General features: G+C 72.1%; 20 protein-coding genes. 8 read left to right on the top strand and 12 right to left on the bottom strand.

Annotated elements, in window-relative coordinates; translation table 11 throughout:
• Nucleotides 1-2 precede the first annotated feature (2 nt).
• Together dut and OG519_RS26815 are read right to left on the bottom strand one after the other, a co-directional pair.
• Nucleotides 3-533 (bottom strand): dUTP diphosphatase, encoded by a 531-nt coding sequence (gene dut / locus OG519_RS26820; protein ID WP_405588923.1) that lies wholly within the window; start codon nucleotides 531-533, stop codon nucleotides 3-5.
• 85 nt (nucleotides 534-618) lie between these two features.
• The gene (locus OG519_RS26815; RefSeq protein ID WP_405588920.1) at nucleotides 619-1,221 is read right to left on the bottom strand and encodes a PaaI family thioesterase; all 603 of its coding nucleotides are present in this window, start codon (nucleotides 1,219-1,221) and stop codon (nucleotides 619-621) included.
• A gap of 90 nt (nucleotides 1,222-1,311) precedes the next feature.
• Here OG519_RS26815 and OG519_RS26810 point away from each other — a divergent pair, with 90 nt between their 5' ends.
• Nucleotides 1,312-1,776 carry a DUF3093 domain-containing protein gene (locus tag OG519_RS26810; protein WP_405588917.1) on the top strand — a complete coding sequence of 155 codons (465 nt, stop codon included), beginning with the start codon at nucleotides 1,312-1,314 and terminating at the stop codon, nucleotides 1,774-1,776.
• Here the strand turns inward: OG519_RS26810 and OG519_RS26805 are convergent.
• The 4 genes from OG519_RS26805 to OG519_RS26790 all read right to left on the bottom strand — a co-directional run bounded on the left by OG519_RS26805 (nucleotide 1,757) and on the right by OG519_RS26790 (nucleotide 5,258).
• The gene (locus tag OG519_RS26805) at nucleotides 1,757-2,539 is read right to left on the bottom strand and encodes a hypothetical protein (RefSeq protein ID WP_405588914.1); all 783 of its coding nucleotides are present in this window, start codon (nucleotides 2,537-2,539) and stop codon (nucleotides 1,757-1,759) included. The genes OG519_RS26810 and OG519_RS26805 overlap by 20 nt on opposite strands.
• Before the next feature lie 13 nt (nucleotides 2,540-2,552).
• Nucleotides 2,553-2,852: a DUF4193 domain-containing protein gene (locus OG519_RS26800; protein ID WP_033173914.1), complete on the bottom strand. Its 300-nt coding sequence runs from the start codon at nucleotides 2,850-2,852 to the stop codon at nucleotides 2,553-2,555.
• A 472-nt stretch (nucleotides 2,853-3,324) separates the two neighbouring features.
• Nucleotides 3,325-4,590 carry a sensor histidine kinase gene (locus OG519_RS26795; protein ID WP_405588910.1) on the bottom strand — a complete coding sequence of 422 codons (1,266 nt, stop codon included), beginning with the start codon at nucleotides 4,588-4,590 and terminating at the stop codon, nucleotides 3,325-3,327.
• A gap of 14 nt (nucleotides 4,591-4,604) precedes the next feature.
• A complete protein-coding gene (locus OG519_RS26790) occupies nucleotides 4,605-5,258 on the bottom strand; it encodes a response regulator transcription factor (RefSeq protein ID WP_405588907.1) in 654 nt (217 codons plus the stop codon).
• 272 nt (nucleotides 5,259-5,530) lie between these two features.
• Here OG519_RS26790 and OG519_RS26785 point away from each other — a divergent pair, with 272 nt between their 5' ends.
• Nucleotides 5,531-5,704, top strand: a complete 174-nt coding sequence (locus tag OG519_RS26785) for a hypothetical protein (RefSeq protein ID WP_405588904.1) — start codon at nucleotides 5,531-5,533, stop codon at nucleotides 5,702-5,704.
• 183 nt (nucleotides 5,705-5,887) lie between these two features.
• Here the strand turns inward: OG519_RS26785 and OG519_RS26780 are convergent, their stop codons facing one another.
• Together OG519_RS26780 and OG519_RS26775 are read right to left on the bottom strand one after the other, a co-directional pair.
• Nucleotides 5,888-6,697 (bottom strand): inositol monophosphatase family protein, encoded by an 810-nt coding sequence (locus tag OG519_RS26780; RefSeq protein WP_405588901.1) that lies wholly within the window; start codon nucleotides 6,695-6,697, stop codon nucleotides 5,888-5,890.
• A 1-nt stretch (nucleotide 6,698) separates the two neighbouring features.
• Nucleotides 6,699-7,850, bottom strand: a complete 1,152-nt coding sequence (locus tag OG519_RS26775; protein WP_405588898.1) for a ferrochelatase — start codon at nucleotides 7,848-7,850, stop codon at nucleotides 6,699-6,701.
• Between the two features lie 268 nt (nucleotides 7,851-8,118).
• Here OG519_RS26775 and OG519_RS26770 point away from each other — a divergent pair, with 268 nt between their 5' ends.
• From OG519_RS26770 to sepH, 3 genes are all read left to right on the top strand, one after another.
• Entirely contained in the window at nucleotides 8,119-9,369 is a 1,251-nt protein-coding gene (locus OG519_RS26770) for an MFS transporter (protein ID WP_405588895.1), read from the top strand.
• Nucleotides 9,320-10,648: a D-arabinono-1,4-lactone oxidase gene (locus OG519_RS26765; RefSeq protein WP_405588892.1), complete on the top strand. Its 1,329-nt coding sequence runs from the start codon at nucleotides 9,320-9,322 to the stop codon at nucleotides 10,646-10,648. Before OG519_RS26770 ends, OG519_RS26765 begins: the two co-directional genes overlap by 50 nt.
• Nucleotides 10,649-11,030: 382 nt before the next feature.
• Nucleotides 11,031-12,056, top strand: a complete 1,026-nt coding sequence (gene sepH, locus OG519_RS26760) for a septation protein SepH (protein ID WP_405588889.1) — start codon at nucleotides 11,031-11,033, stop codon at nucleotides 12,054-12,056.
• Between the two features lie 98 nt (nucleotides 12,057-12,154).
• Here sepH and OG519_RS26755 read toward each other — a convergent pair whose 3' ends face one another.
• On the bottom strand, nucleotides 12,155-12,982 hold the full coding sequence (locus tag OG519_RS26755) for a sulfurtransferase (RefSeq protein WP_405588886.1): 828 nt from the start codon (nucleotides 12,980-12,982) through the stop codon (nucleotides 12,155-12,157).
• Between the two features lie 228 nt (nucleotides 12,983-13,210).
• On the opposite strand from OG519_RS26755, the gene OG519_RS26750 reads away from it, so the two are divergent.
• Nucleotides 13,211-13,987, top strand: a complete 777-nt coding sequence (locus OG519_RS26750) for a VOC family protein (RefSeq protein WP_405588883.1) — start codon at nucleotides 13,211-13,213, stop codon at nucleotides 13,985-13,987.
• 250 nt (nucleotides 13,988-14,237) lie between these two features.
• On the opposite strand, the gene OG519_RS26745 is transcribed toward OG519_RS26750, so the two are convergent.
• Nucleotides 14,238-15,452, bottom strand: coding sequence for an ROK family protein (locus tag OG519_RS26745; RefSeq protein ID WP_405588880.1), 1,215 nt, complete (start codon nucleotides 15,450-15,452; stop codon nucleotides 14,238-14,240).
• Nucleotides 15,453-15,671: 219 nt separating this feature from the next.
• Here OG519_RS26745 and OG519_RS26740 point away from each other — a divergent pair, with 219 nt between their 5' ends.
• Together OG519_RS26740 and OG519_RS26735 are read left to right on the top strand one after the other, a co-directional pair.
• Nucleotides 15,672-16,817: a Gfo/Idh/MocA family protein gene (locus tag OG519_RS26740; protein ID WP_405593027.1), complete on the top strand. Its 1,146-nt coding sequence runs from the start codon at nucleotides 15,672-15,674 to the stop codon at nucleotides 16,815-16,817.
• A gap of 16 nt (nucleotides 16,818-16,833) precedes the next feature.
• Nucleotides 16,834-17,841, top strand: a complete 1,008-nt coding sequence (locus tag OG519_RS26735) for a sugar phosphate isomerase/epimerase family protein (protein WP_405588878.1) — start codon at nucleotides 16,834-16,836, stop codon at nucleotides 17,839-17,841.
• Nucleotides 17,842-17,957: 116 nt separating this feature from the next.
• On the opposite strand, the gene OG519_RS26730 is transcribed toward OG519_RS26735, so the two are convergent.
• Nucleotides 17,958-21,611 (bottom strand): glycoside hydrolase family 3 C-terminal domain-containing protein, encoded by a 3,654-nt coding sequence (locus OG519_RS26730; RefSeq protein ID WP_405588875.1) that lies wholly within the window; start codon nucleotides 21,609-21,611, stop codon nucleotides 17,958-17,960.
• 305 nt (nucleotides 21,612-21,916) lie between these two features.
• Complete coding sequence (locus tag OG519_RS26725; protein ID WP_405588872.1) at nucleotides 21,917-24,028, bottom strand: ROK family protein; 2,112 nt, start codon at nucleotides 24,026-24,028, stop codon at nucleotides 21,917-21,919.
• Between the last annotated feature and the right edge of the window lie 101 nt (nucleotides 24,029-24,129).

The following is a 24,129-nucleotide window of genomic DNA, read 5'->3' as shown; positions in this document are numbered from 1 at the left end:
GGTCACTGCCCTTCCCGGTCGCTGAGGACCGATGCGTATCCGTTGCTGGACGAGTCGGCCGACGGCGACTCCACCGCGGCGTGACCCCCCGTGGAGCCGAAGCCCCCCGCGGCCCGGGCAGAGCCGGGCAGCTCCGCCACCTCATGGAAGCGGACCCGTTCGACCTGCTGGACGACCAGTTGTGCGACCCGGTCCCCCCGCTCGAACCGGACGGTCTCGCGCGGGTCAAGATTGACCACGATCACTTTGATCTCCCCACGGTACCCGGCATCCACGGTTCCCGGGGCATTCACCATCGCCACCCCGCACCGGGCGGCCAGGCCCGAACGCGGGTGCGCGAAGGCCGCGTAGCCGTCGGGCAGCGCCAGCGAGATGCCGGTGGGCAGCACCGCTCGCTCACCGGGCGGCAGCTCGGCGGACTCGGTCGTGATCAGGTCAAGACCGGCGTCCCCGGGGTGGGCGTAGCCGGGCACCGGGACGGACGGGTCGAGCCGCCGCAGCAGCACATCCACCGGCGGGCGTACTCCACCCACGCGTCCGCTCGGTTGACCACTCACTTGTCCACTCACTTCATGCTCCCGTTCACTGCGGGGTCCTGGGACCGGGGACGCGGGGCGCTCACGGGCCCACCCCGAAGGAACGCGCGACCTTCACCTGGTCCGGGTCGGACATCGCCGCCCGGATCTCCTCGGACCGGCCGTGGCTGGTGAAATGGTCCAGCTTGACCTCTATGAACAGGGCGTCGGCGCGGACCGCGACCGGGCCATCCGGGCCGCCCACGCGGCCCTCGGCGGTGCTGTAGATCTTCCGGCCGGCCACCGCGGCGCAGCGGGCCGACAGATGGAGGGTGGTACCGACCGGCACCGGGCGGACGAAGTCCGACTCCAGCCGCCTGGTGACCGCGATCTTCCGCAGCAGCCAGCCGAGCGAGCCCAGCGTCTCGTCGAGGGCGGAGACCAGCACTCCCCCGTGGGCGAGGCCGGGAGCGCCCTGGTGGTCAGGGGTCACGGTGAACTCCGCGGTGACGCTGACGCCCTCGCCGGCCCGCACCGTGATCCCGAGTCCGTGCGGCCGGTCCGTGCCGCAGGCGAAGCACTGGTCGTAGTGCCCGGCGAGCGGCTCGCCGGGCGCGGGCGCGTCCGGGTGCCGCACCGGGACGGCGGCGTCGGCCGGCGGGCTCACACCGGGGCGCCCGCTGGCGGGTGTCGTGGCTCCACTCACGCCGGAGACCCTACCCCGCGTCAACGACTCGCAACGGCCGGGCGACCGGCTCCGCTCGGACGACACAGGGACGCATGGCACCCTTGTGCCATGCCTGGTCCCGTGCAGCCTTACGACGAGCGCCTCACCGTGCCGCGCTCCTGGTGGATCCTCGCCCTCGGCGTCGGGGTGGCCTTCGCGCTGATCCTCTTCCCGTTCGGGCCGCTGGCGATCCTGGGCGGTCTTGTGGGCGGCGCCGCGCTGGCGATGATGGCGGTCAGCTCCTACGGTTCGGCCCGGATCCGGGTGGTGGCCGGCTCGCTGCTCGCGGGCAAGGCGCGGATCCCGCTGGAGGCGCTGGGCGAGCCGGTGGTGCTCGACCCCGCCGAGACGGTCGCGTGGCGTTCGCACAAGGCCGACCCACGGGCGTTCATGCTGATGCGCTCGTATGTGCCGACCGCGGTCCGGATCGAGATCACCGACCCGGCGGATCCCACGCCGTACGTCTATCTCTCCACGCGCTCCCCGCAGCGGCTGGCGGACGCGCTGACGGCGGTCAGGGCGACGGCTCGTTAGATCCGGGCCCGTCCCCGGCTGCCACGTCGTCCCCGGCTGCCACGGCCGGCTTCTCCGGCTCCGACCAGGGAAGTTGATGGGCCCGCAGATCGCGGCGCACCCGCTCGGCGAGTTTGCGGGTGTCACGCCGGTTCATGACGGCGCCGACGGCGGCACCGAGCATGAAGGGGGTCAGCGACGGGGTGTGCCGCAGGGTGCGGCGCAGCAGCCGCTGGCGCAGCTCCCGCTTCATGCTGCTGCCGAGCGCCACATTGATGGTCGTGGGTTTGAGTACGTCGATGCCGCGCTGCTCGGTCCATGACCAGAGATAGGCGGTGGCGCGTTCCCGGGCGGTGCCGGGGACCCGCAGTCCGTAGACCTCGTGCAGCTCGGCGATGAGTTTGTACTCGATGGCGGCGACGCCGAGGGTCTCGGTGGCCAGCTCCACGGGGATGGCCGGCGGGGCGGGCAGCATCGCCGCGGCACCGATGCCCGCGCCGACGGTCATGGTGCCACGGACCGCGGCCGCGGTCAGCCGGTCCGCGATGTCCTCGGGCCCGAGCCCGGGGAACTGCTTGCGCAGGGTCGCCACATCGCGGATCGGAATGCGCGGGGCGGTCTCGATCAGCCGCTCGGCGACCATGCCGATGCCGCCCTTGGCGATCCGGCCGCCCCTGCGGGCGCCTCCTGTCACGCCGCGGCGGATGCCGCGGACTCCGGTGGCCGCGAGCGAGGCCGGGCGGCCCCGCTCGTCGCCCTCTTGGTGTTCCGGCGAGCCGGTCACGGGCGGCCGCGGATCAGGCCGCGCAGTCGCGGCAGATCGGGTTCCCGTTCTTCTCCGAGGCCAGCTGGCTCCGGTGGTGAACGAGGAAGCAGCTCATGCAGGTGAACTCGTCCGCCTGCCGGGGCAGCACGCGAACCGACAGCTCCTCGTTGGAGAGGTCGGCGCCGGGCAGCTCCAGGGACTCGGCCTGGTCGAACTCGTCGACGTCGACCGCGGAGGTCGACTTCTCGTTCCGCCGGGCCTTCAGCTCCTCGATGCTGTCCTCGTTGACGTCGTCGTCGGTCTTGCGTGGGGTGTCGTAATCCGTAGCCATTTTCGCTCTCCCCCTGTGGGTGTCTGTGGTGTCTCCAGCGCACGTAACGCGCGGGAGGCCGGACTTGTGCCCGACCTGAGGCGGAGATTTTGCCTCACATCAAGGCCCGTTACTCGATCGACACCCAATAACGCCCCCGAAGAGGTGATCGCGGGGTGGCCGATCATGATCCGCGCCGGATGGGAAATCTTCCGGCACGAGAGCCTTCACGTGTACTTCCCGTGATCATGACCTGGGGAAACATGGATTTTCCGGCCTTTTTCCCTGGCTGACGATCACCGAGAGTACCTGTTGTGCGAAGTGCGTGTGCGATCGATCACACTCGGTCCCGGCTGAGAACAGACCCTGAAAATTACTCGCAAAGCGAACACCCGCCCGCTCCGGCCGATGTGGCGCACGGGACGGAAGTGACGGGGTTCACAGCGCTTGAGAGCGTTTGGAGGGACTGCTTCCGCAGGTCCGGTGGGAGACCCTACAGCGGGATCGCGACCCGCATGACCAGGCCGCCTCCGTCCCGGGGCTGCGCGGCGATGAAGCCGCCGTGGGCCCTGGCAACGGATCTGGCGATCGACAGCCCCAGGCCCACGCCCTTGTCGCTGCCCGTGCGCTCGGTTCTCAGCCGTCGGAACGGCTCAAAGAGATTGTCGATCTCGTACGCGGGCACGACCGGCCCGGTGTTGACCACCACGAGGAGCGCTTGCCCGTTCTCCGCACGCGTACTCACCTCCACCCAGCCGTCGGCCGGCACGTTGTAGCGCACCGCGTTCTGCACCAGGTTCAGCGCGATCCGCTCCAGCAGTACGCCGCTGCCCTGGACCACCGCGCCGGACAGGTCGGCGCGCAGCTCCACACCCTTGGCCAGTGCCTCGCCGCGGGTCTGCTCCAGCGCCTGGGAGGCGGCCTCGGCGAGGTCCACCGGTTTGCGGTCCCTGATCTCGTTCTCGCTGCGGGCCAGCAGCAGCAGGCCCTCCACCAACTGCTCACTGCGCTCGTTGGTGGCCAGCAGGGTCTTGCCGAGCTGCTGGAGATCGGGCGACGCCTCGGGATCGGCGAGCTGGACCTCGAGCAGGGTGCGGTTGATCGCCAGTGGGGTGCGCAACTCGTGCGAGGCGTTGGCCACGAAGCGGCGCTGGGCGTCGAAGGAGCGTTCCAGCCGGTCGAGCATGCCGTCGAAGGTGTCGGCCAGTTCCTTCAGCTCGTCGTCGGGACCGTCGAGCTCGATCCGCCGCTTGAGGTCGGAGCCGACCACGCTGCGGGCGGTCCTGGTGATCCGGCCGAGCGGCGCCAGCACCCGGCCGGCCATCACATAGCCGAAGGCGAAGGCGACCACGGCCAGCCCTATCAGGGCGATCAGTGAACGTTTCAGCAGCGTGTTGAGCGCCTGGTCGCGCTGGTGCCGCATACAGGTGTTCAGCGCCTGGGTGAACTGGTCCGGAGTGATCACCCCGGCCGGCAGCGCCGAGCAGTTGGTGGACTGGATGCTCGTGGTGCCCGTGCCGAGGATCTTGAACGGGAACACGCTACCCTGTCTGAGCGCCTGCGCGGCCAGCAGGTAGATGATCCACAGCAGCACCACGCCGGCGATCAGGAACATCCCGCCGTACAGGACGGTCAGCCGTATCCGGATGGTCGGGCGCAGCCACGGCGGCGGATTCTCCGCCGGGTGCGGGTCCCACGAGGGGCGCGGCGGCGCCGGCGGCCCGGCGGGCGGCGGGGGCGCGGGGGTCTGGGGGGACACGGAGGCCACCGCGATCAGATCCGGTAGCCGGAGCCGGGCACGGTGACGATCACCGGGGGCTCGCCGAGCTTGCGGCGCAGGGTCATCACGGTGACCCGCACCACGTTGGTGAACGGGTCGGTGTGCTCGTCCCACGCCTTCTCCAGGAGCTGCTCGGCGGAGACCACGGAGCCCTCGCTGCGCATCAGGACCTCCAGGACGGCGAACTCCTTGGGTGCCAGGTGCACCTCGGCGCCGTCCCGGGAGACCTCCCGCCGGTTGGGGTCGAGCCGGATGCCCGAGCGCTCCAGGATCGGCGGCAGGGCGGTGGTGGTGCGGCGGCCGAGCGCGCGGACCCGGGCGGTCAGCTCGGTGAAGGCGAACGGCTTGGGCAGATAGTCGTCGGCGCCGAGCTCCAGGCCCTCCACCCGGTCGCTCACGTCGCCCGCGGCGGTGAGCATCAGCACCCGGGTGGGCACTCCCAGGCCGATGATCTGCCGGCACACGTCGTCACCGTGCACCACCGGCAGGTCGCGGTCGAGGACGACGACGTCGTAGTCGTTGACGCCGATCCGCTCCAGTGCGGCGCCGCCGTCGTAGACCACGTCGACGGCCATCGCCTCGCGGCGCAGGCCGGTGCCCACCGCATCGGCGAGCAGTTGCTCGTCCTCGACGACCAGTACGCGCAAGGCGCTGTCCTTCCATGAGCGGCTTCGGTGAGCGGCTCGGTGAGTAGGGGGAATTCCCTTCCATCCTGCACCGGCCGGTCGTAAACCGGCGGTAAGGGACCGGCCGGGCACATGCCCGCGAAATTTTCCGTGTCTCCGGGAGGTTTCCGCTGTGAAACCGATGGGGAAGACCGCAGTACACCCACCAACCATGCCTCGCCACGCGTTTCCCTCGCGTGGCGGCAGGGCTTGGCACACACCTCGTGTCAGGCAAGTCGATGAGGGGGCGCACCATGGACGCATTCACGACCGGAATCTTGCAGCGGATCCACAACACTGAGTCTGACCTGCGCAAAGCACGTGAGACGGGCGATGACTTCCTCGCCGAGGTCGAACAGAGCGAGCTGGACGACCTCCGGCGTCTCGCCTCTGAGCACGGCGTGGACGTACGGCAGAAGGTCGCCTGATCCACGCGGCGACCCCAAGCCGCACGCCCCGGCCACCAGTACGGTGCCGGGGCGTTCGCATGTCTACGCGCGGTGCGCGGGTACCCGTGTCGAGTCCCAGTGGCGCTCAGTCGTGGGTCGGTGGCTCCTCGGCCGTGGCTCGGTGGCTCCTCGGCCGTGGCTCGGTGGCTCCTCGGTCGTGCCTCAGTCGTGCCAGGCCCCGAGGTCGTCCAGAAGGGCCTGGAGGGGCTCGAAGAGCCCGGTGGGGGCGGCGACGGTGAGTTCTCCCGAGGCGGGCTCGCCGGGGCGTCCACCGGTCAGTGCGCCCGCCTCACGGGCGAAGAGCGCGCCGGCCGCGAAGTCCCACGGGTTGAGGCCGCGCTCGAAGTAGCCGTCGAGCCGTCCGCAGCCGACATCGGCGAGGTCGATCGCGGCGGCGCCGGCCCGCCGGATGTCCCGTACCCGCGGCACCAGGACCCGCACCACCTCGGCCTGCGCGACCCGGCGTTCGGTGAGATAGCCGAAGCCGGTCCCGATCAGGGCGTGCGAGAAGTCGGGGGCCGGGCGGCAGCGGGCCGGCGCCCCGTTGACCAGGGCCCCGCCGCCGAGCACCGCCTGGTAGGTCTCCCCGCGCATCGGCGCCTGGACCACTCCCACGATCACCTGGCCTTCGTACTCGGCGGCGATGCTGACCGCCCAGGACGGCAGGCCGTAGAGGTAGTTCACGGTGCCGTCCAGCGGGTCGATCACCCAGCGCACCCCGCTGGTCCCCTCGCTGCTCGCGCCCTCCTCGCCGAGGAAGCCGTCGTCCGGGCGGAGCCGGCCGATGTAGGAGGTGATCAGCTTCTCGGCGGCGATGTCCATCTCGGTCACCACGTCGATCGGGCTGCTCTTGGTGGCGGCCACGCCGAGATCGGCGGGGCGTCCGTCACGCAGCAGGGCGCCGGCCCTGCGGGCCGCCTCCAGGGCGATCGTCAGCAGTTCCGCGGTGTCCGGGCCGGTCGGTGTGGTCATCTCATGGCTCCTCATCGGTTCCCGCGGCGGCGGGCCGCGGGGTCCTGGCCGGGCAGCAGCCCGCGGGGCAGATGTCGTGGCTGGGGCCGAGGGCGCCGAGCGCGCAGCGGCGCGGCCGGCGGCCGCGCTCGGTTTCCGCCCGCTCCAGCACCAGCTCGCGCACGGCCGCGGCGAACCGCGGGTCGGCGCCGACCGTGGCGGCCCGGGTGACCGGCAGGCCGAGTTCCCCGGCCTTGGCGGCGGCCTCGGTGTCGAGGTCGTACAGCACTTCCATGTGGTCCGAGACGAAGCCGATCGGCACCATGACGACGGCGGGCGCGCCGCCGGCGTGCACCTCTTCGAGGTGGTCGCAGATGTCCGGCTCCAGCCACGGGATGTGCGGGGCGCCGCTGCGCGACTGGTAGACGAGCTGCCAGGGCCGCTCGACCCCGGTGGCCGCGCGGACGGCGTCGGCGATCACCCGCGCGGTGTCCAGGTGCTGGGCGACGTAGGAGCCGCCGTCCCCGTGGGTGGGCACGGGCCCCGAGGTGTCGGCCGCGGCGGTCGGGATGGAGTGGGTGGTGAAGGCGATCCTGGCGCCGTCGCGGACGGTCTCGGGCAGCGCGTCGAGCGCGGTGAGGGTGGCCTCGATCATCGGCTCGACGAAGCCGGGGTGGTTGAAGTAGTGCCGCAGTTTGTCGATCCGCGGCAGTGCGCGGCCCTCGTCGGCGAGCACGGCGAGGGAGTCGGCGAGGTTCTCCCGGTACTGGCGGCAGCCGGAGTACGAGGCGTAGGCGCTGGTGGCCAGGACCAGGACCCGGCGGTGCCCGGCGTCGGCGATCTCCCGCAGGGTGTCGGTGAGATACGGCGCCCAGTTGCGGTTGCCCCAGTACACCGGCAGGTCGAGTCCGGCGCCGGTGAAGTCCGCGCGGATGGCGTCGAGCAGGGCCCGGTTCTGCGCGTTGATCGGGCTGACCCCGCCGAACAGGAAGTAGTGCTGCCCGACTTCCTTGAGGCGTTCCCGCGGGATGCCGCGGCCTCGGGTGACGTTCTCCAGGAAGGGCACCACGTCGTCGGGGCCTTCCGGACCGCCGAAGGAGAGCAGCAGCAGGGCGTCGTAGGGTCCGGCGTCGGGCCGGGCCCCGGGGGCGGGCAGGTGAGGCTGATCGGGCATGACTCCGATCCTGCCACCCGCGGCCGACAGCGCGGGTGCCGGTCCCCCGCGCGGGCCGCCGCCGAGCGCACTCGCCGAAGCCGATCCCGTGCTTCCGCCGGAGCCGCCGGCACCTCCCCGGCCGAGCCGGGGCGGCTCCCCCGCCCCGCCCCCGGCCCGGCCGGGGAGCCGCCCCGGCTCGGCCGGCGCGCGACGCATATCCGGTTGCCCCGCTCCGTAAGCTGTGTGAGCCAGCCATGTGCCTTACTCGTAAGCCCCGGGAGCCATCGTGAGCAGCCCTTACCGCGCGATCTTCACGGTTCCCGGCAGCCGGGCGTTCTCCGCCGCGGGACTGGTCGGGCGGATGCCGCTCTCCATGCTCGGTATCGGCATCGTGACGATGATCTCGCAGCTCACCGGGCGTTACGGACTGGCCGGCTCGCTGGCGGCGGTGCTGGCGCTCTCCGGCGCGCTCTGCGGTCCCCAGGTCTCCCGGCTGGTCGACCGGCACGGGCAGCGGCGGGTGCTGCGCCCGGTGAGCGCGGTGACGGTGGCGTCGGTGGCGGGGCTGCTGGTCGCGGTGCGCGCCGGGGCGCCGGACTGGGTCTATTTCGTGTGTGTGCTGGGCGCCGGGTTGACGCCGAGCATGGGCGCGATGGTGCGGGCCAGGTGGTCGGCGATCCACCACGGCTCCCCGGAACTGCTGCACACCGCGTACTCGCTGGAGTCGGTGGTGGACGAGATCGTGTTCATCGTCGGCCCGATCCTGTCCATCGGGCTCTGCACGGCGCTCTTCGCCGAAGCGGGGCCGCTGCTCGCGATCGTCTTCCTCGGCTCGGGTGTGCTGCTGCTGACCGCTCAGCGCCGTACCGAGCCGCCGCCCCACCCGCGCGGTGACACCAAGGGCCGCAGCGCGCTGCGCTCTCCCGGGCTGCCGGTGCTCGCCGGGGTTTTCGTCGGTACCGGCACGGTGTTCGGGGCGATCGACGTGACCACCGTCGCCTTCGCCGACGAGCGCGGGCACAAGGCGCTGGCCAGTCTGGTCCTGGCCAGTTACGCGCTCGGCTCGTGCCTCGCGGGCCTGGTCTTCGGGCTGATCACCCCGCGCGGCACGCGCTCCGGGCGGTTCCTGGTGGGCATAGCACTGATGTCCGTGAGTATGATCCCGCCACTACTGGTCGGAAACTTGTGGTGTCTGGCCGGTGCGCTGTTCCTGTCGGGACTGACCATCGCGCCGACGATGGTCACCGCGATGGGGCTGGTGGAAGAGCTGGTACCGCGGGCGAAACTGACCGAGGGCATCACGTGGACCTCCACGGGGCTCGCGGTCGGCGTCGCCGCCGGCGCCTCGATCGCCGGCCGGGTGATCGACGCCCACGGCGCGTCGGCGGCGTTCGCGGTGCCCGCCGGCGCGGCGCTGGTCGCCGTGGCGGTGGCGTTCTTCGGGAAACGCCGGCTGCGGCCGGTTCCGGAGCGGGAGGAGAACAGCCATGACCGAGACGGTCGGGTCGACCAGCACAGCCGGGAGAGCCTGGCGTAACTGGGCGGGGAACGTGACGGCCGCGCCCGCGCGCAGTGTGGCGCCGGGCTCGGTCGCGGAGCTGTCCGCGGTGCTGCGGCAGGCCGTCGCCGACGGGCTGACCGCCAAGGCGGTGGGCTCCGGGCACTCCTTCACCGCGGCCGCGGCCACCGACGGGGTGCTGATCCGCCCCGAACGGCTCACCGCGATCCGCTCCGTGGACCGGACCGCGGGGACCGTGACCGCCGAGGCGGGGGTGCAGCTCAGAAACCTCAACGCGGCGCTGACCGTGCTCGGCCTCTCGCTCACCAATATGGGCGACATCATGGAGCAGACCGTGGCCGGCGCGGTCAGCACCGGCACCCACGGCACCGGCCGGGACTCGGGCTCGATCGCCGCGCAGATCAGGGGCATCGAGCTGGTGACCGCGGCCGGCTCGGTGCTCACGTGCTCGGCGCAGGAGAACCCGGAGGTGTTCGCCGCGGCCCGGATCGGGCTCGGCGCGCTCGGTGTGGTGAGCGCGGTGACCTTCGCGGTCGAGCCGCTCTTCCTGCTGACGGCCCGTGAGGAGCCGATGCCCTTCGATCGGGTGATGGACGAGTTCGACGAGTTGACGACGGAGAACGAGCACTTCGAGTTCTACTGGTTCCCGCACACCGCGAGCTGCAACACCAAGCGGAACAACCGCAGTCAGGGGCCCGCCGCGCCGGTGCACCCGGTCCGCGGCTGGATCGACGACGAGTTCCTGTCCAACCGGGTCTTCCAGGCCGCCTGCTCCCTCGGCAAGGCCGCCCCGGCCGCCATCCCCGGGATCGCCCGGGTCTCCAGCCGCGCGCTGGGCGCCCGTACCTACACCGACGTCCCGTACAAGGTGTTCACCAGTCCGCGCCGGGTGCGGTTCGTGGAGATGGAGTACGCCGTGCCCAGGGAGGCCGCGGTGACCGCCGTCCGCGAGCTGCGGACCATGGTGGAGCGGTCGTCGCTGCGGATCGGCTTCCCGGTGGAGGTGCGGGTCGCGCCGGCCGACGACATCCCGCTGTCCACCGCGTGCGGGCGGGACAGCGCGTACATCGCGGTGCACATGTACCGGGGCTGCCGGTACCAGGAGTACTTCACCGCGGTGGAGCGCATCATGATCGGCCTGGGCGGCCGGCCGCACTGGGGCAAGATGCACAGCCGCGACGCGGCGTACCTCGCGTCGGTGTATCCGCGCTTCGGTGAGTTCACCGCGGTACGGGACCGGTTGGACCCAGGACGCCTGTTCGGGAACGACTACCTGCGAAGGGTGCTTGGTTCGTAGGAGTACGTCCCCTTTTCATCGGTTTTCACTCGGCACCCATTCGGCACCCATCCGGCGTTTACCTGCCGGAAACGCGGCGCATATGTGAGTCGCGTCACTCAACTCCCGCCGCACGGACGACATTCGACGGCGCGCCAGCCACCCCGCGGTGGTCCGAATGGAGTACCGTGACGAATCCTGGCGCCCGGTGCCCGTCCGGTCGCCTTTTGGTCACGCTCCGTGGCCAATCGTCCACCGTCCCATAACGACGTGTCACTATGTACTCCCGACACGCCGGGTAACTCTGCAAGGTTGTGGCACGCTGCACCCGGGCAGGCCACACTCGTGTCGAACGGGAGCAGCGACGCATCGGACGTCGGCAGGCACCACCCGGGAGGTAACCGTGCCCGAACTGCGAGTCGTGGCCGTCAGCAACGACGGCACACGACTGGTGCTCAAGGCTGCCGACAGCACGGAATACACGCTCCCCATCGATGAGCGGTTGCGGGCCGCGGTCCGCAACGACCGGGCCCGGCTCGGCCAGATCGAGATCGAGGTCGAGAGCCATCTGCGGCCCCGTGACATCCAGGCGCGTATACGCTCCGGCGCCTCCGCCGAGGAGGTCGCCCAGATGGCCGGCATCCCGGTGGAGCGGGTCCGCCGCTTCGAGGGACCGGTGCTGGCCGAGCGGGCGTTCATGGCCGAGCGGGCCAGGAAGACCCCGGTACGCCGGCAGGGCGAGAGCACCGGGCCCCAGCTCGGTGAGGCGGTCGCGGAGCGGCTGCTGTTGCGCGGCGCGGAGAAGGACACCGTGCTGTGGGACTCCTGGCGGCGGGACGACGGCACCTGGGAGGTGCTGCTGGTCTACCGGGTGGCCGGTGAACCGCACTCCGCGAGCTGGACCTACGACCCGCCGCGCCGGCTGGTGCAGGCGGTGGACGACGAGGCCAGATCGCTGATCGGCGAGACCGCCCAGAGTCAGACGCAGCAGGAGCCGAGCTTCCCGTTCGTGCCGCGCATCGCCCGGCTGCCCAGGGACCGCCCGCTGGACCGGGCCCTGGACCGGCAGACCGAGCCGCGCGCCGAGGAGCGCCCGGAGGTCGCGGAGGAACGGGACTCGCTGACCAGCCTGCTGGAGGCGGTGCCGAGCTTCCGGGGCGACATGGTGGTGCCCGCTCCGCCGACCCCGCCCGACGTCGCCCCGGCGGCGGAGGTCGCGGTCGAGGAGGAGGAAGAGGCCGCCCCGGCGGCCAGTGCGGGCTCCGCCTACGCGGATGTCCTGATGCCGCGGGCGGTGGCGGGCCACCGCGACCGGCTGAAGGGCACCACCGACCGCCAGGCCGAGGCGGACGGCGTCCGGCCCGGCCGCCGAGCCACCGTGCCGAGTTGGGACGAGATCGTCTTCGGCAGCCGTCGCAAGAAGGACTGACCCCTCCCCTCGCGGAGTTGACGGGTAAGGGGCGGCCACCCAAGTGGCCGCCCCTTACCCGTGGTCCCACCCGTATGCCGATCGGCCCGCTCCCGGGGTCAGGAGGCGGCGTCGCCGGTCGCCACGGGACGGGTGGGGTCCGTGGTCCATTCGCTCCACGAGCCGACGTACAGGGCCGCGGGGACCCCCGCGGTGGCCAGCGCCAGCACCTCGTGGGCGGCGGAGACACCGGAGCCGCAGTACACCCCGACCTCGGCGGCGGGATCGGCGCCCAGGGCCGTGAAGCGGGCGGCGAGGTCGGCGGCGGGCCGGAAGCGGCCGTCGGGGGCGACGTTGTCGGTGGTGGGGGCGTTGACCGCGCCGGGGATGTGGCCGGCCACCGGATCAATCGGCTCGGTCTCGCCCCGGTACCGCTCGGGGGCACGGGCGTCGAGCAGCACACCGCGCCGGGCGAGTTCGGCCGCCCGGTCCGCGTCGAGCAGCGGCATGGCGCCGGGCGACGCGGTGAAGTCACCCTCGCCGGGAGCGGGCTCCTCGGTGCTCAGCGGCTGTCCCGCGGCGGTCCAGGCGGCGAGACCGCCGTCCAGCACCCGGACCCGCCGGTGGCCCGCCCAGCGCAGCAGCCACCAGGCGCGGGCCGACCCCCAGCCGTTCCAGTCGTCGTACACCACGACATCGCGGTCCTGGTCGACCCCGGCCCGGCGCATCGCGGCCGTGAAGTCCGCCGGGTCGGGCAGCGGATGCCGGCCGCGCGCCCCGGGCGGCGCGGCGAGTTCGGCGTCCAGGTCGACATAACGGGCGCCGGGGAGATGGCCCTTGGCGTACTCGTCGGGTCCTGGCGGTCCGCCCATCCGGTAGCGGACGTCCAGCATCGCCGTTCGGCCAACAATTTCGGCGAGTTCTGCCGCAGAGATGATGGGTTCCATACGCCTATTGTGGGGGGCCGTGTCCGGCCGCCGGAGCGGGTTCGCGGCCCCTGACGGCCAGGGCGAGGCGGACGAAACGCGTCGGTCAGGTCGCGTAGGGGCAGCGCGTTGATGAATGCGGCGCGGCCGGGGGCGCGCCCGGCGGCCGGAAATGGAACGATCGGCATTCATCGACACCGAGTTGCCGGGCGCGCACCGAGGGGTCCGCCCGCGAGGAGGACGTTTCGCATGATCGAGGTACCGAGCCGGCGGGCGCCGGGCACCCCGTGCTGGGCCAGTCTGATGGCCCAGCACGCGGATCGGGCACAAGAGTTCTACGGGGCGCTGCTCGGCTGGGAGTTCGTGCCGGGCCCTCAGCAACTGGGCAGGTACGTTCTGGCCGAGTATGACGGACAACGGATCGCGGCGATCGGCGAAGGCGCCGCGGAGCCGAATCGTCCGGTGTCCTGGACCACCATGCTCGCCGTGGATGATGTGGACCACGCGGCGGACCTGGTGCGCGAGTACGGCGGTACGGTCGGCATCGGGCCGCTCGACGCCGGCGATGACGGGCGCCTCGCGATCGCCATCGACCCGTCAGGGGCGGTGTTCGGCATCTGGCAGGGCGGCGGGCAGCCAGGCGCGGATCTGACCGGGGTGTCGGGAACGGTGGCCTGGAACGAGCTGCTGACCCGGGAATCGTCCGTGGTCACCAAGTTCTACCAGGCGGTCTTCGGCTTCGGCACCGAACCGTCCGAGGGCGGCGAGGCGGACCGGGTGCTGCTCACCGTCGGCGGCCGTCCGATGGCGGGCATCCACGGGGTCGGCCGCAACCTCTCCCGAGAGCACGGCGCGCACTGGATAACGTACTTCGAGGTCGGCGACACCGTCGAGGTGACGGCCCGCGCCAGGGAACTGGGGGGCGATGTGCTGGAACTCCCGCACGACTCCCCGTTCGGCCTCATCGCCACCCTCTCCGATCCGGAAGGAGCGGTGTTCGCGGTGATCTCCAGCACGGCGCGGTGATCTCCGGCACGGCGCGGTGAGCTGACCCGGGCGGGGCACAACGCCTCCGGCCGAGGTCGGGGCGGCGCCCGCAGGGGGCGCGGGGAACCGCGCGAGCGACCGGCCACCGGCCGGTGGTCCGGGGTCGGCGGGAAGAGCCCCTTCGGACCGGTGACGACCCCCCGCGCTCCGGTGCCGGGGCGGGCCGGCCGGGCACGCCCGCCGCCCGCGTCCGGCACGCGACAGCTCGGCCCGGGAAGACGGGAACGCCTCAGGCGGGCTCCGCCTCCCGGGCCGGCGGTTCACCCGCGGTGGCGGACAGGAGCTGCGGCGCGTCGGCCAGGATCAGGCCGGCCGCGCCCCTGACCTCCGCTCCGTCGCCCAGGCCGCCGGTGACGATCTCCACGCTCTCGGCGGCGGACGGCAGGGTGTGCCGCCGCACCCCCGCCCGCATCGGGTCGAGGATGTCCTCCCCGGCGCCGGCCAGGTCGCCGCCGACCACGATCAGGCTGGGATTGAGCAGCGTGACCAGGGTGGACAGCGCCCGGCCGACCGCGTCCCCGGCGTCCCGGATGGCGCGCAGCGCGCCGGTGTTGCGGCGACGGATCAGCTCGGGCAGATCGCCTGCCGCCACCTGATGGCCCCAACTGTCCGACAGCAGACGGGCGATGGCGACCGGGCTGGCCACCGTCTCCAGGCAGCCGCGGTTGCCGCAGCGGCAGATCAGGCCGTCGACGATCAGCGGCAGATGGCCGAGCTCGCCGGCCAGGCCGCGGGCGCCGAGCAGCAGCCGGCCGTTGCTCACGATGCCCGCGCCGATACCGGCCGACAGTCGCACGTAGACCATGTCGCTCGCTGCCCGCCCGGCGCCGTACATCCGCTCGGCCAGCGCCCCGGCGTTGGCGTCGTTGGTGACACGGACCGGGAGCGAGGTGCGGCGGCGCAGTTCGTCGGTGAGCCGCAGGCCGACCCAGCCGGGCATGATGCCCTCGGCGCCGAGGGCGCCGCTGGTCTTCTCCACCGGTGAGGCGATGCCCGCGCCGATACCGAGCACGCCGGCCCGGGTGACGCCGGTCTCCTGGAGGGCGCGGCCGACCAGGACCGCCACCAGGTCGAGGGTCTCCTCGGGGGCCCGGTCCACCTCCTTGGCCACCCAGTGCTCCCACAGCACCGCGCCGAACAGGTCGCAGAGGATGACCCGGACGTGCTGGTGGCCGATGTCCGCGCCGATCGCGTAACCGGCGCTCGGCACCAGGGACAGGGACTGCGCGGGCCGTCCGGTGCGCCGGGGCTCCGGCTCCTCGGAGCCCTCGTCCTCGGTGACCAGGCCGACCGCGATCAGGTCGGCGATGAGGGAGGAGACGGTGGCCCGGGACAGGCCGGTGACCCGGACCAGTTCGGGGCGGCTGCTGCGCGGGGTGGTGTGCAGGGCCTCCAGGACCCGCAGCCTGCCCACCTCGCGCAGGTTCACTGGCGTGTCGATCATGACCCCCGGGGTGTGTACGTACGGTGAGCTGATGCGCACCGTGCCTTCTCCCCGTCCTTCCGTCAAGAGCCTTGACTTATGACGAAGTTCAGGCAGAAACTCGCGAACTGTTCTATCCGGCACCCTGACTTTCAGTCGATGCCGGATGAATAACGATTCGGCCCCGCCACGAGGAGGACGTACGTGACGACGCCCGCACCCCCTGACCTGCGGATCGGCATGATCGGCCACGCTTTCATGGGCGCCGCGCACTCCCACGCGTGGCGTACCGCGGGCCGTTTCTTCGACCTGCCCAGCCGGCCGCGGCTCACCGCGGTCTGCGGCCGTTCGCAGGAGAGCGTACGCCGGGCCGCGGCGCGCTACGGCTGGGAGTCGTACGAGACCGACTGGCGGCGGCTGGTCGAGCGGGCCGACATCGACGTGGTGGACATCTGCACCCCGGGTGACAGCCACGCCGAGATCGCGCTGGCGGCGCTCGCCGCGGGCAAGCACGTGCTGTGCGAGAAGCCGCTCGCCAACTCGGTCGCCGAGGCAGTGGCGATGGCCGAGGCGGCCGACCGGGCGCGGGCCGACGGCGTACGGTCCATGGTCGCCTTCAACTACCGCCGGGTGCCCGCGCTGGCGCTGGCCCGCCGGCTGATCGAGGAGGGCAGGATCGGCACCGTCCGGCAGGTGCGGGCGAGCTACCTCCAGGACTGGCTGGTCGATCCGGAGTTCCCGCTGGCCTGGCGGCTGCGCAAGGAGCGGGCCGGGTCGGGGGCGCTCGGCGACCTCGGCGCGCACAGCATCGACGCCGCCCAGTACCTCACCGGCCGGCGGATCGTCTCGGTCGGCGCGCTGCTGGAGACCTTCGTGACCGAGCGTCCGCTGCCCGCCGAGTCCAGCGGCCTGTCCGGCACGGCGGGCACCGAGCGGGGGCAGGTGACGGTGGACGACGCGGCGCTGTTCACCGCGCGCTTCCACGGCGGCGCGATCGGGGTGTTCGAGGCCACCCGGTTCGCCACCGGGCACAAGAACGCGATGCGGATCGAGGTCAGCGGCTCGGCCGGCGCTCTCGCCTTCGACGCCGAGTCGCTCAACGAGCTGGCTTTCTACGACCGTTCCGAGGACGCCGGCACGGCCGGCTTCCGGCGCGTGCTGGTGACCGAACCGACCCATCCGTACCTCGACGCCTGGTGGCCGCCGGGCCATCTCCTCGGCTACGAGCACACGTTCACCCATCAGGTGCGCGACTTCGTGACGGCGGTCGCGGACGGCGTCGACCCGCGGCCGTCCTTCGCCGAGGGGCTGCAAGTGCAGCGGGTGCTCGCGGCGGTCGAGGCGAGTTCGACGGCGCTCGGTGTGCACATTCCCGTCACGTCCTGACCACTGGAGGATGCTCATGGCCCGACCCGTCACCCTCTTCACCGGCCAGTTCGCCGACCTGCCCTTCACCGAGGTGTGCGCGCTCGCCGCGCGCTGGGGCTACGACGGACTGGAGATCGCCTGCTGGGGCGACCACTTCGACGTCGAGGCGGCGCTGGCCGACGACGCCTATCTGCCGAAGCTGCGCGACACGCTGGACAAGCACGGGCTGCGCTGCTGGACGATCTCCTGCCATCTCACCGGCCAGGCGGTCTGCGACCATCCGATCGACGAGCGGCACCAGGGCATCCTGCCGGCCCGGATCTGGGGCGACGGCGAGCCGGAGGGCGTGCGGCGGCGGGCGGCCGAGGAGATCAAGAACACCGCCCGCGCCGCGGCCGCCTTCGGGGTGAAGACGGTGGTGGGCTTCACCGGCTCCTCGATCTGGCACACGGTGGCGATGTTCCCGCCGGTGCCGCCGGCGATGATCGACCGCGGCTTCGCAGACTTCGCCGACCGCTGGAACCCGATCCTCGACGTCTTCGACGAGGTGGGCGTGCGCTTCGCACACGAGGTGCACCCGAGCGAGATCGCCTACGACTACTGGACGACGGTGCGGGCGCTGGAGGCGATCGGCCACCGGCCCGCCTTCGGACTCAACTTCGACCCCAGCCACTTCGTCTGGCAGGACCTGGACCCGGTCGGATTCCTCTGGGACTTCAAGGACCGCATCTACCACGTGGACTGCAAGGAGTCCGTCAAGCAGCTCAACGGGCGCAACGGCAGGCTCGGTTCGCATCTGCCGTGGGGCGACCCCCGGCGCGGCTGGGACTTCGTGTCCACCGGCCACGGCGACGTCCCGTGGGAGCCGGTGTTCCGGATGCTCAACAGCATCGGGTACGAGGGGCCGATCTCGGTTGAGTGGGAGGACGCCGGGATGGACCGGACCCTGGGCGCGCCCGCCGCGCTGGCGCATGTACGGGCGCTGGCCGCGATCGAACCGCCCGCGGCCTCCTTCGACTCCGCGTTCGGTTCCGGCGGCTGAACCGGCCGCGGGGCCGGCCGCCGGGCCGCGGGGACCGGCCTCCCGAGGTGGGAAAACGGTCCCCGCGGCGTTGTGCGGCTGAGCGTGCGGGGTGCGGTGTACGGCGTGCGGCGGGGTCAGTCGCCGATCGCCACCGAGAACAGGTGCATGGCCACTTGGTGGTCCACCTGGGTCTTGCTGACGTTCGGCAGGGTGATGGCCCGTACCGTCTTGCCGGGCAGCAGATCCACGGTGGCGGCGTAGATGTGCACGTTCTGGGTCTGCTGTCCGCCGCCGTTGTTGAGGTACGGCGTGGTGGCGGCGATGTCGCTGCCCTGTGCCGCGGATCCGGACCACCAGTCGGCGAGCGCCAGCGCGTAGGTCTGCGTGGTGCCGTCGGTGTAGACGATGGTGCCGCTGCCGGAGGTGGCGCCGAAGGCGCTGGTGCCGACGAAGCCCAGCTTGGCCCCGCTACCGGTGATCTTGATGGCCTGGCCGCCGGCCACCGCGTTGTCCGGGCTGCCGGTGCCCGCGGTGGCGGGCCACGGGAAGGACACCCCGTCGTGGTCGGTGTTCTCGCCGGCCTTCCAGCCCGCGGCGGCGAGGGCCTGTAGCGAGAAGCTGGCTCCCTCGCCGTCGAGGCTCGCCGCCTTGGTGTTGGCGTCGTCGCTGATGCCTGAGTTGTTGTAGGCGGCGGTAAGGGAGGCGTACGGCACGGTGACCGGTGCCTGGGCGCCGATGTCGCCGCCGGGCGCGGTGACGGTCGCGTTCAGGGTGAAGGAGTCCGGGCCGGTGCCGGCCGGCACGGCCACCTCCCAGGTCGTGGTGGCCTTCTGACCGGGCGCGACCGACGGGAAGCTCGCCGGGGTGGTCGCGGTGGCGGTCCAGCCGGCCGGGGTGTTGAGCGCCACCGTCACATTGGTGGCGGCGCTGGTGCTCCCGTTGGTGTACGTGGTGGTCGCGGTGAACGTGCTGCCGGCGTCCGCGATCGGCAGCGCCTGGAGGGTGAGGGTGTTCTGGACCACGATCGGGGTGGAGCCGGTGACACCGCCCACCGTCGCCGAGATGGTGGCGACGCCGTCGGCGACCGCGTGCACCACACCCTGCTTGTCGACCGTGGCGACCTTCGGGTCGCTGCTGGCGTACGTGACCTTGGCCGTGCTCAGGTTCACGAAGGACTGGTCGTTGTTGACCGCCTCCACGACGTGGTCAGCGGTGATGGACAGGTCGCGCTGCTCGCGGGTCGGGTCGGTGTCGTCCTTGATCCACCGGTTCCGGCCGGTCAGGCTGAAGGTGTCGCCCGCGTTGTGGACGATGCTCTCCGGCTGCACGGTGACCGTCTGCACCTTGGGGGTGAGGGTGCCGGTGATCTTGACGCTCGCGGTGCCCGCGATGTGCGCGGAGTCGGCGCCGAGCTGGAACTTGTAGCCGCCGTCGTAGACCTTCTGCCGGGAGCCCGCCGCGTCCCAGAAGGACAGGTCGGCGGCCTTGACGGCGATGGTGAGGTGCTGGCTCTTGCCGGGCTTCAGCACCTTGGTCTTGGCGAAGCCGACCAGCCGCTTCTGCGGCAGTTCGACGCCGGGGACGGTGAACGGGGTCGCCGCGTAGAGCTGGGCGACGGTGGCGCCCGCCACCTTGCCGGTGTTGGTCACGTCGACGCCGATCTTGACCGAACCGTCGGCCGTGATCTGCGACTTGTTCGCCGAGACACCGGTGAAGGAGAAGCCGCTGTAGCTCAGGCCGTAGCCGAAGGGGTAGGTCGGCGTGCCGGTGAAGTACTGGTAGGTACGGCCGAGGCCGCCGGTCTGACCGGGCGTCAGGCCGTAGTTCTGCTTGTCGGGAAGCTGCGAGTCGTCCTTGTACCAGGTGAAGTTGAGGTGCCCCGAGGGGTTCTGGGCGCCGAACACCACGTCGGCGAGCGCGGTGCCCTGGTCCTGGCCGTTGTAGCCGCTGAAGAGGACCGACGAGACCTTCCCCTGCTCGTCGTCTATCTTCACCGGCCCGTCCGACTGGATCACCAGCGCCAGCTTGTCGTTGCCGAGGGCGGCGGTCTGGTCGATCAGCGAGTCGTAGTTGCCCGGCATGTCGATGTTGTCGCGGTCGTTGCCCTCGTCGCCGTTGGCCTGGGTGGTACCGACGAAGACCACCACGAGGTCGGCGGCCTGGATGGCGGCCTTGGTCTTGTCGGAGAGCACCGCGGCGCCGGTGGCGGTCGAGGAGGTGCCGGCCGCGTCGTAGACCACGGAAGCGGTGGGGTTGGCCGCGTAGATCGCGTTCTTCAGGCCCTGGACCGGGCTCGTCTTGTGCGTCGGGTCGCCCGAATAGAGCCCGAGGGAGGTGGTGTTGGCGAGATCGCCGAGGATCACCACCTTCTTGGCGGTGGCCGGATCGGCGGGCAGCAGCGGCCTGCCGGCGGCGGCCGGCTTGGCGTTCTTCAGCAGCACCAGGGAGTTGTCGGCGACCTTGGTGGCCAACTGCTGGTGCGCCGGGCTCTCCACCTGGTCCTTGGTGATCCCGGTGTACGACACCTTGCTCGCCGGGTCGAACTCGCCGGTGGCCATCCGCACGGTGAACACCTTCACCAGCGCGGTGTCGACGACGCCCTCGCTCAGCGCGCCGGCCTTGATGGCCTCCTCGATGTTGGCCGTGGTGGCCTCGTCACCGGTGCAGTTGAGGTCGGTGCCGGCCCGCAGCGAGTACGCCTGGCCGCCCGCCTGGCCCGACAGGGTGGTGCCGGTGGCGGTCTCGGTCCAGGTCGGGTTGTCCCCGTTTTCGGGGGTCTCCGTGGTCCAGCCGGGCGGCGCCCAGTCGTGGCCGCCCGGGAAGAGCCGCCAGTTGGTGCCGACCGCGCCGCAGTCGGAGGTGATGTAGCCGTCGAACCCGTAGGTGCGCTGGGCGAGTTCGTTGGTGGTGTACGTGTCGGAGGTCGACGGAGTGCCGTTGATCGCGTTGTACGAGGTCATCAGGCCCGCGACATGCGCGTCCTCGATCAGGCTGCGGAACTGGGCGGTGTAGTAGTCGCGCAGATTGGTGTCGTTGACGTCCGAGCTGATGCCGGTGCGGTTGTCCTCGACGTTGTTCAGCGCGTAGTGCTTGGCGGTGGCGGCGACCTTGAGGTAGCCCGTCTGCGAGGTGCCGTCCTGGTTGTTGCCCTCGTAGCCGTCGATGAACTGCCCGGCCATCTGCCCGACGAAGTACGGGTCCTCGCCGAACGCCTCGTCGGTGCGGCCCCAGCGCGGGTCCCGGTCGAGGTTGACGGTGGGCGCCCAGTAGGTCAGGTCGCCGTAGTCGTCGGCGGACGGGCCGAGGTTGTTCTGCCCGGTGCCGAAGAGGGACTTGTCGAGAAAGCCGCGCGCCTCATCCGAGATGGCGGTGCTTTCCTGGTACATCAGGTCCTTGTCCCAGGACATGGACGAGGCGAAGTTGGTCGGGAAGCTGGTGGAGTGGACACCGCCCTGGACCCCGCCGTTGTTCTGGTCGGCGCCGAGCTGGTTGATGCCGTGCTGGCCCTCGCTCCAGTAGGTGTACTGCTGGACGCCGAGGCGTGGGATGGCCGGGCCGCTGTTGGTGCTGAGCTGCTGCACCTTCTCCTGGAGCGTCATCCGGGACACCAGGTCGGCGGCCCGCTCCTGGAAGGAGTAGCTGGTGTCGAGGTAGACCGGGGTCGTGCTCGTCGCCTCGGCCGGCGCCTGGGCCAGCGCCGTTCCGCCGTACGAGGCGCTCAGTCCCAGTGCGCACGCCATGGCGCAGACCGCCGCCAGTCCCGCGCGCCGGCGCTTTCGCTTGTGCATCCTGCCTCCGTCGTCATCGAGCAGGGACCCGGTTCGCCTCGGAGTTCCGTACAAGTCCGAAGAAAGTCCAGGGCCTGTGTTATCAGTGTGGGAGTTTGTTGCCTGAATTGAGGCAGCGTCAAGAGTCGTGCGGGGACTTTCCGTTGACTGTTTTGCCGCACATCGACAAAACCGTCGAAGGCGGCGTGGGGGCGCGCGGTGGGTTGCGCGGGTGCGGTGCGGCGTGGTGCGGGGCGGTGCGACGCGTGGGGCGGACAGGGTGGGTGCGGCGGGTGCCGGCCGGTGTGGTGCGGGGCGGGGCCGGCTCATGGGCGGTCCCGGCCGCGCAGCCGGGGGGTGAAGGTGGCGTGGAAGATCGTGGAGGCGGCGCCCACGGCCGCGGCCTCGTCGCTGAGCACCGAGCGCTCCACCTCGACCCGGCGCAGCCGCCGCGCGGTCGGGAAGTCGTTCACCATCCGGCCGATCTCGTCCAGGTAGTAGCCGGCGGTGTCGCCGGTGAAGAAGGGGCCGCCGAGCACGATCAGATCGATGTCCAGCAGGTCCACCAGGCCGAGCGCGCCGCGCCCCACCGCGGCGGCCACCGCGCGGATCGCGTCCGCCGCGGCCGGGTCGCCGGCCGCCGCCGCCCGGCCGACCGCGCGATAGGCGGCGGTGCTGCCCAGGCCCGCGCCGGCCGACGGCAGGCCGCGCCGGGCGGCGAACTCCGGTACGGACACCGGCGGATTGCACTCCGGCACCATTTCGGGGCGGCCGTCGGGGCCGGTACGGCCGAGGGCGATGGCGCACAACTGGCCGAACTCGCCGGCGTTGGCGCTGACCCCGCGGTAGAGGTCGCCGTTGAGGTAGAGCCCGGAGCCGACCCCTGTGCCGAGATAGAGATAGGCGAAGTCGCGGGCCCTGCGGTCCCGGCCGATCCACCGCTCCCCCGCCGCCGCGGCCAGCGAGTCCTTCTCGATGATCACCGGGCAGGGGAAGTGGTCCTTGAGCAGGTAGAGCAGCGGCAGGTCGTTCCAGGCGGAGAGCAGCGGCGGGCCGAGCACCGTACCGGAGGCGATGTCCACCGGTCCTGGCACCGCGACCCCGATCCCGAGGAAGCCGTCCGCGCGGACCGCGCCGTGCGCCTTCCCCAGCGTCTCGCGGCCCAGCGCCACCACCTGCGCGACGAAGTCCGCCGGGTCGATGTCGGCGCTCACCGGCCGGGTACGGGTGCACACGATCGCGCCGTCCAGGTCGATCACCACGGCGGTCAGCACCTCGGGGTCGATGTGCAGGCCGAGCGCGTGCCCGGCCGAGCCGCACAGCCGTACCGGGGTACGGGGCTTGCCGGATGTGGCCCGGCGCTGCGACTCCTCGACGAGGATGCCCCGGTCGAGCAGCGAGCGGGCGATCCGGGAGACGGACTGCTGGGTCAGCCCGGTGCGGTGCGCGATCTCGCCGCGGGTGATGGTGCCGGCGAGCCGTACCGACTCGATCACCACGCACTCGTTGAAGGACCCGAGGTCGATCTGGTTGACGCCGCTGCTGCTGGGGGCGGGCGGCGGGGCGGACGGTTCGGCGGCGCGGTGCGGGGTGGTGAGGTGACCGGCCACGCTCTCCCGCAGCCAGCGGACCGGGCCGCCGGGCCGGGTCAGCGCGGCGATCAGATCGAGGTAGACCCGGCGGGAGGACTCGGGGTGGCTGGTGCTGTCCAGTGCGACGACCGCGCGCAGGAAGCTGCGCCAGGTGGCGTTGGCGGGCAGCCGGTGGTACGTCACCGGGGGGCCGGACGGTGGTTCCTCGGTGGGGGGTTCGTCAGAGGGGGGTTCGGGCGCCGCGTCCCACAGGGTCACGGCGTGCAGGGCGATGTCCGGGTGGTGGGCGGCGGCCGCGGCGAGGTAGCCGGGGAGGTCCGGGGCGGGGGTGTGCGCGGCCCCGCGGACGGTCTCCAGGGCGTCGGTGAGGCCGGTCAGTACGTCCTCGCCGAGCACGGTCGCGGTGGCGGGTGGTGCCGGGGCGGGGGCGGCGGGGCCGGTGCCGGCCAGCAGCACGGCGCGGTCGCCGTCGGCGTACAGCCCCATCACCCACACGTCGGCGCCGGGCAGCGGCGGCCGGGTCGGCACCCGGGGGCCCGGCGACCCGTCGGCGCCGTCGCCGCTGAGGCCCCAGCGGCGGCGGACGGCGGCCACCGTGGCGTGCGAGACGCCGAGTTCACGGGCGACCGCCCGGCTGGCCCCGCTGCCGCCGGACGCGAGCAGCGCCCGGGCGACCACCTCCGCCTCGTCCACGGTGGCCGGCCGCCCCGTCCGCGGCCGCTGCTCCAGCCCGCGCAGCCCGGCGCTCTGCCACCGGTGCCGCCAACTCCCCACCGTCTGCCGCGACACCCCGAGCCGCCGCGATATCTCCGCGTCCCGCAACCCCTCCGCCGCCAGCAACACCACCCAAGCCCGCGTAGCAAGCGGCCCCCCACCCTCCGCCCACCCCCGCACCACCCCCATCTCCCCCTCACCCACAACTCCCCCCATCCCCAGCGACCACCACA

Origin of the sequence: Streptomyces sp. NBC_01190 (assembly GCF_045039895.1) — a bacterium.
In the GTDB taxonomy this organism is placed as follows: Bacteria; Actinomycetota; Actinomycetes; order Streptomycetales; family Streptomycetaceae; genus Actinacidiphila.
Note: the sequence above shows the minus strand (reverse complement) of the source record. Positions and strands in the feature narration are given on the sequence as shown.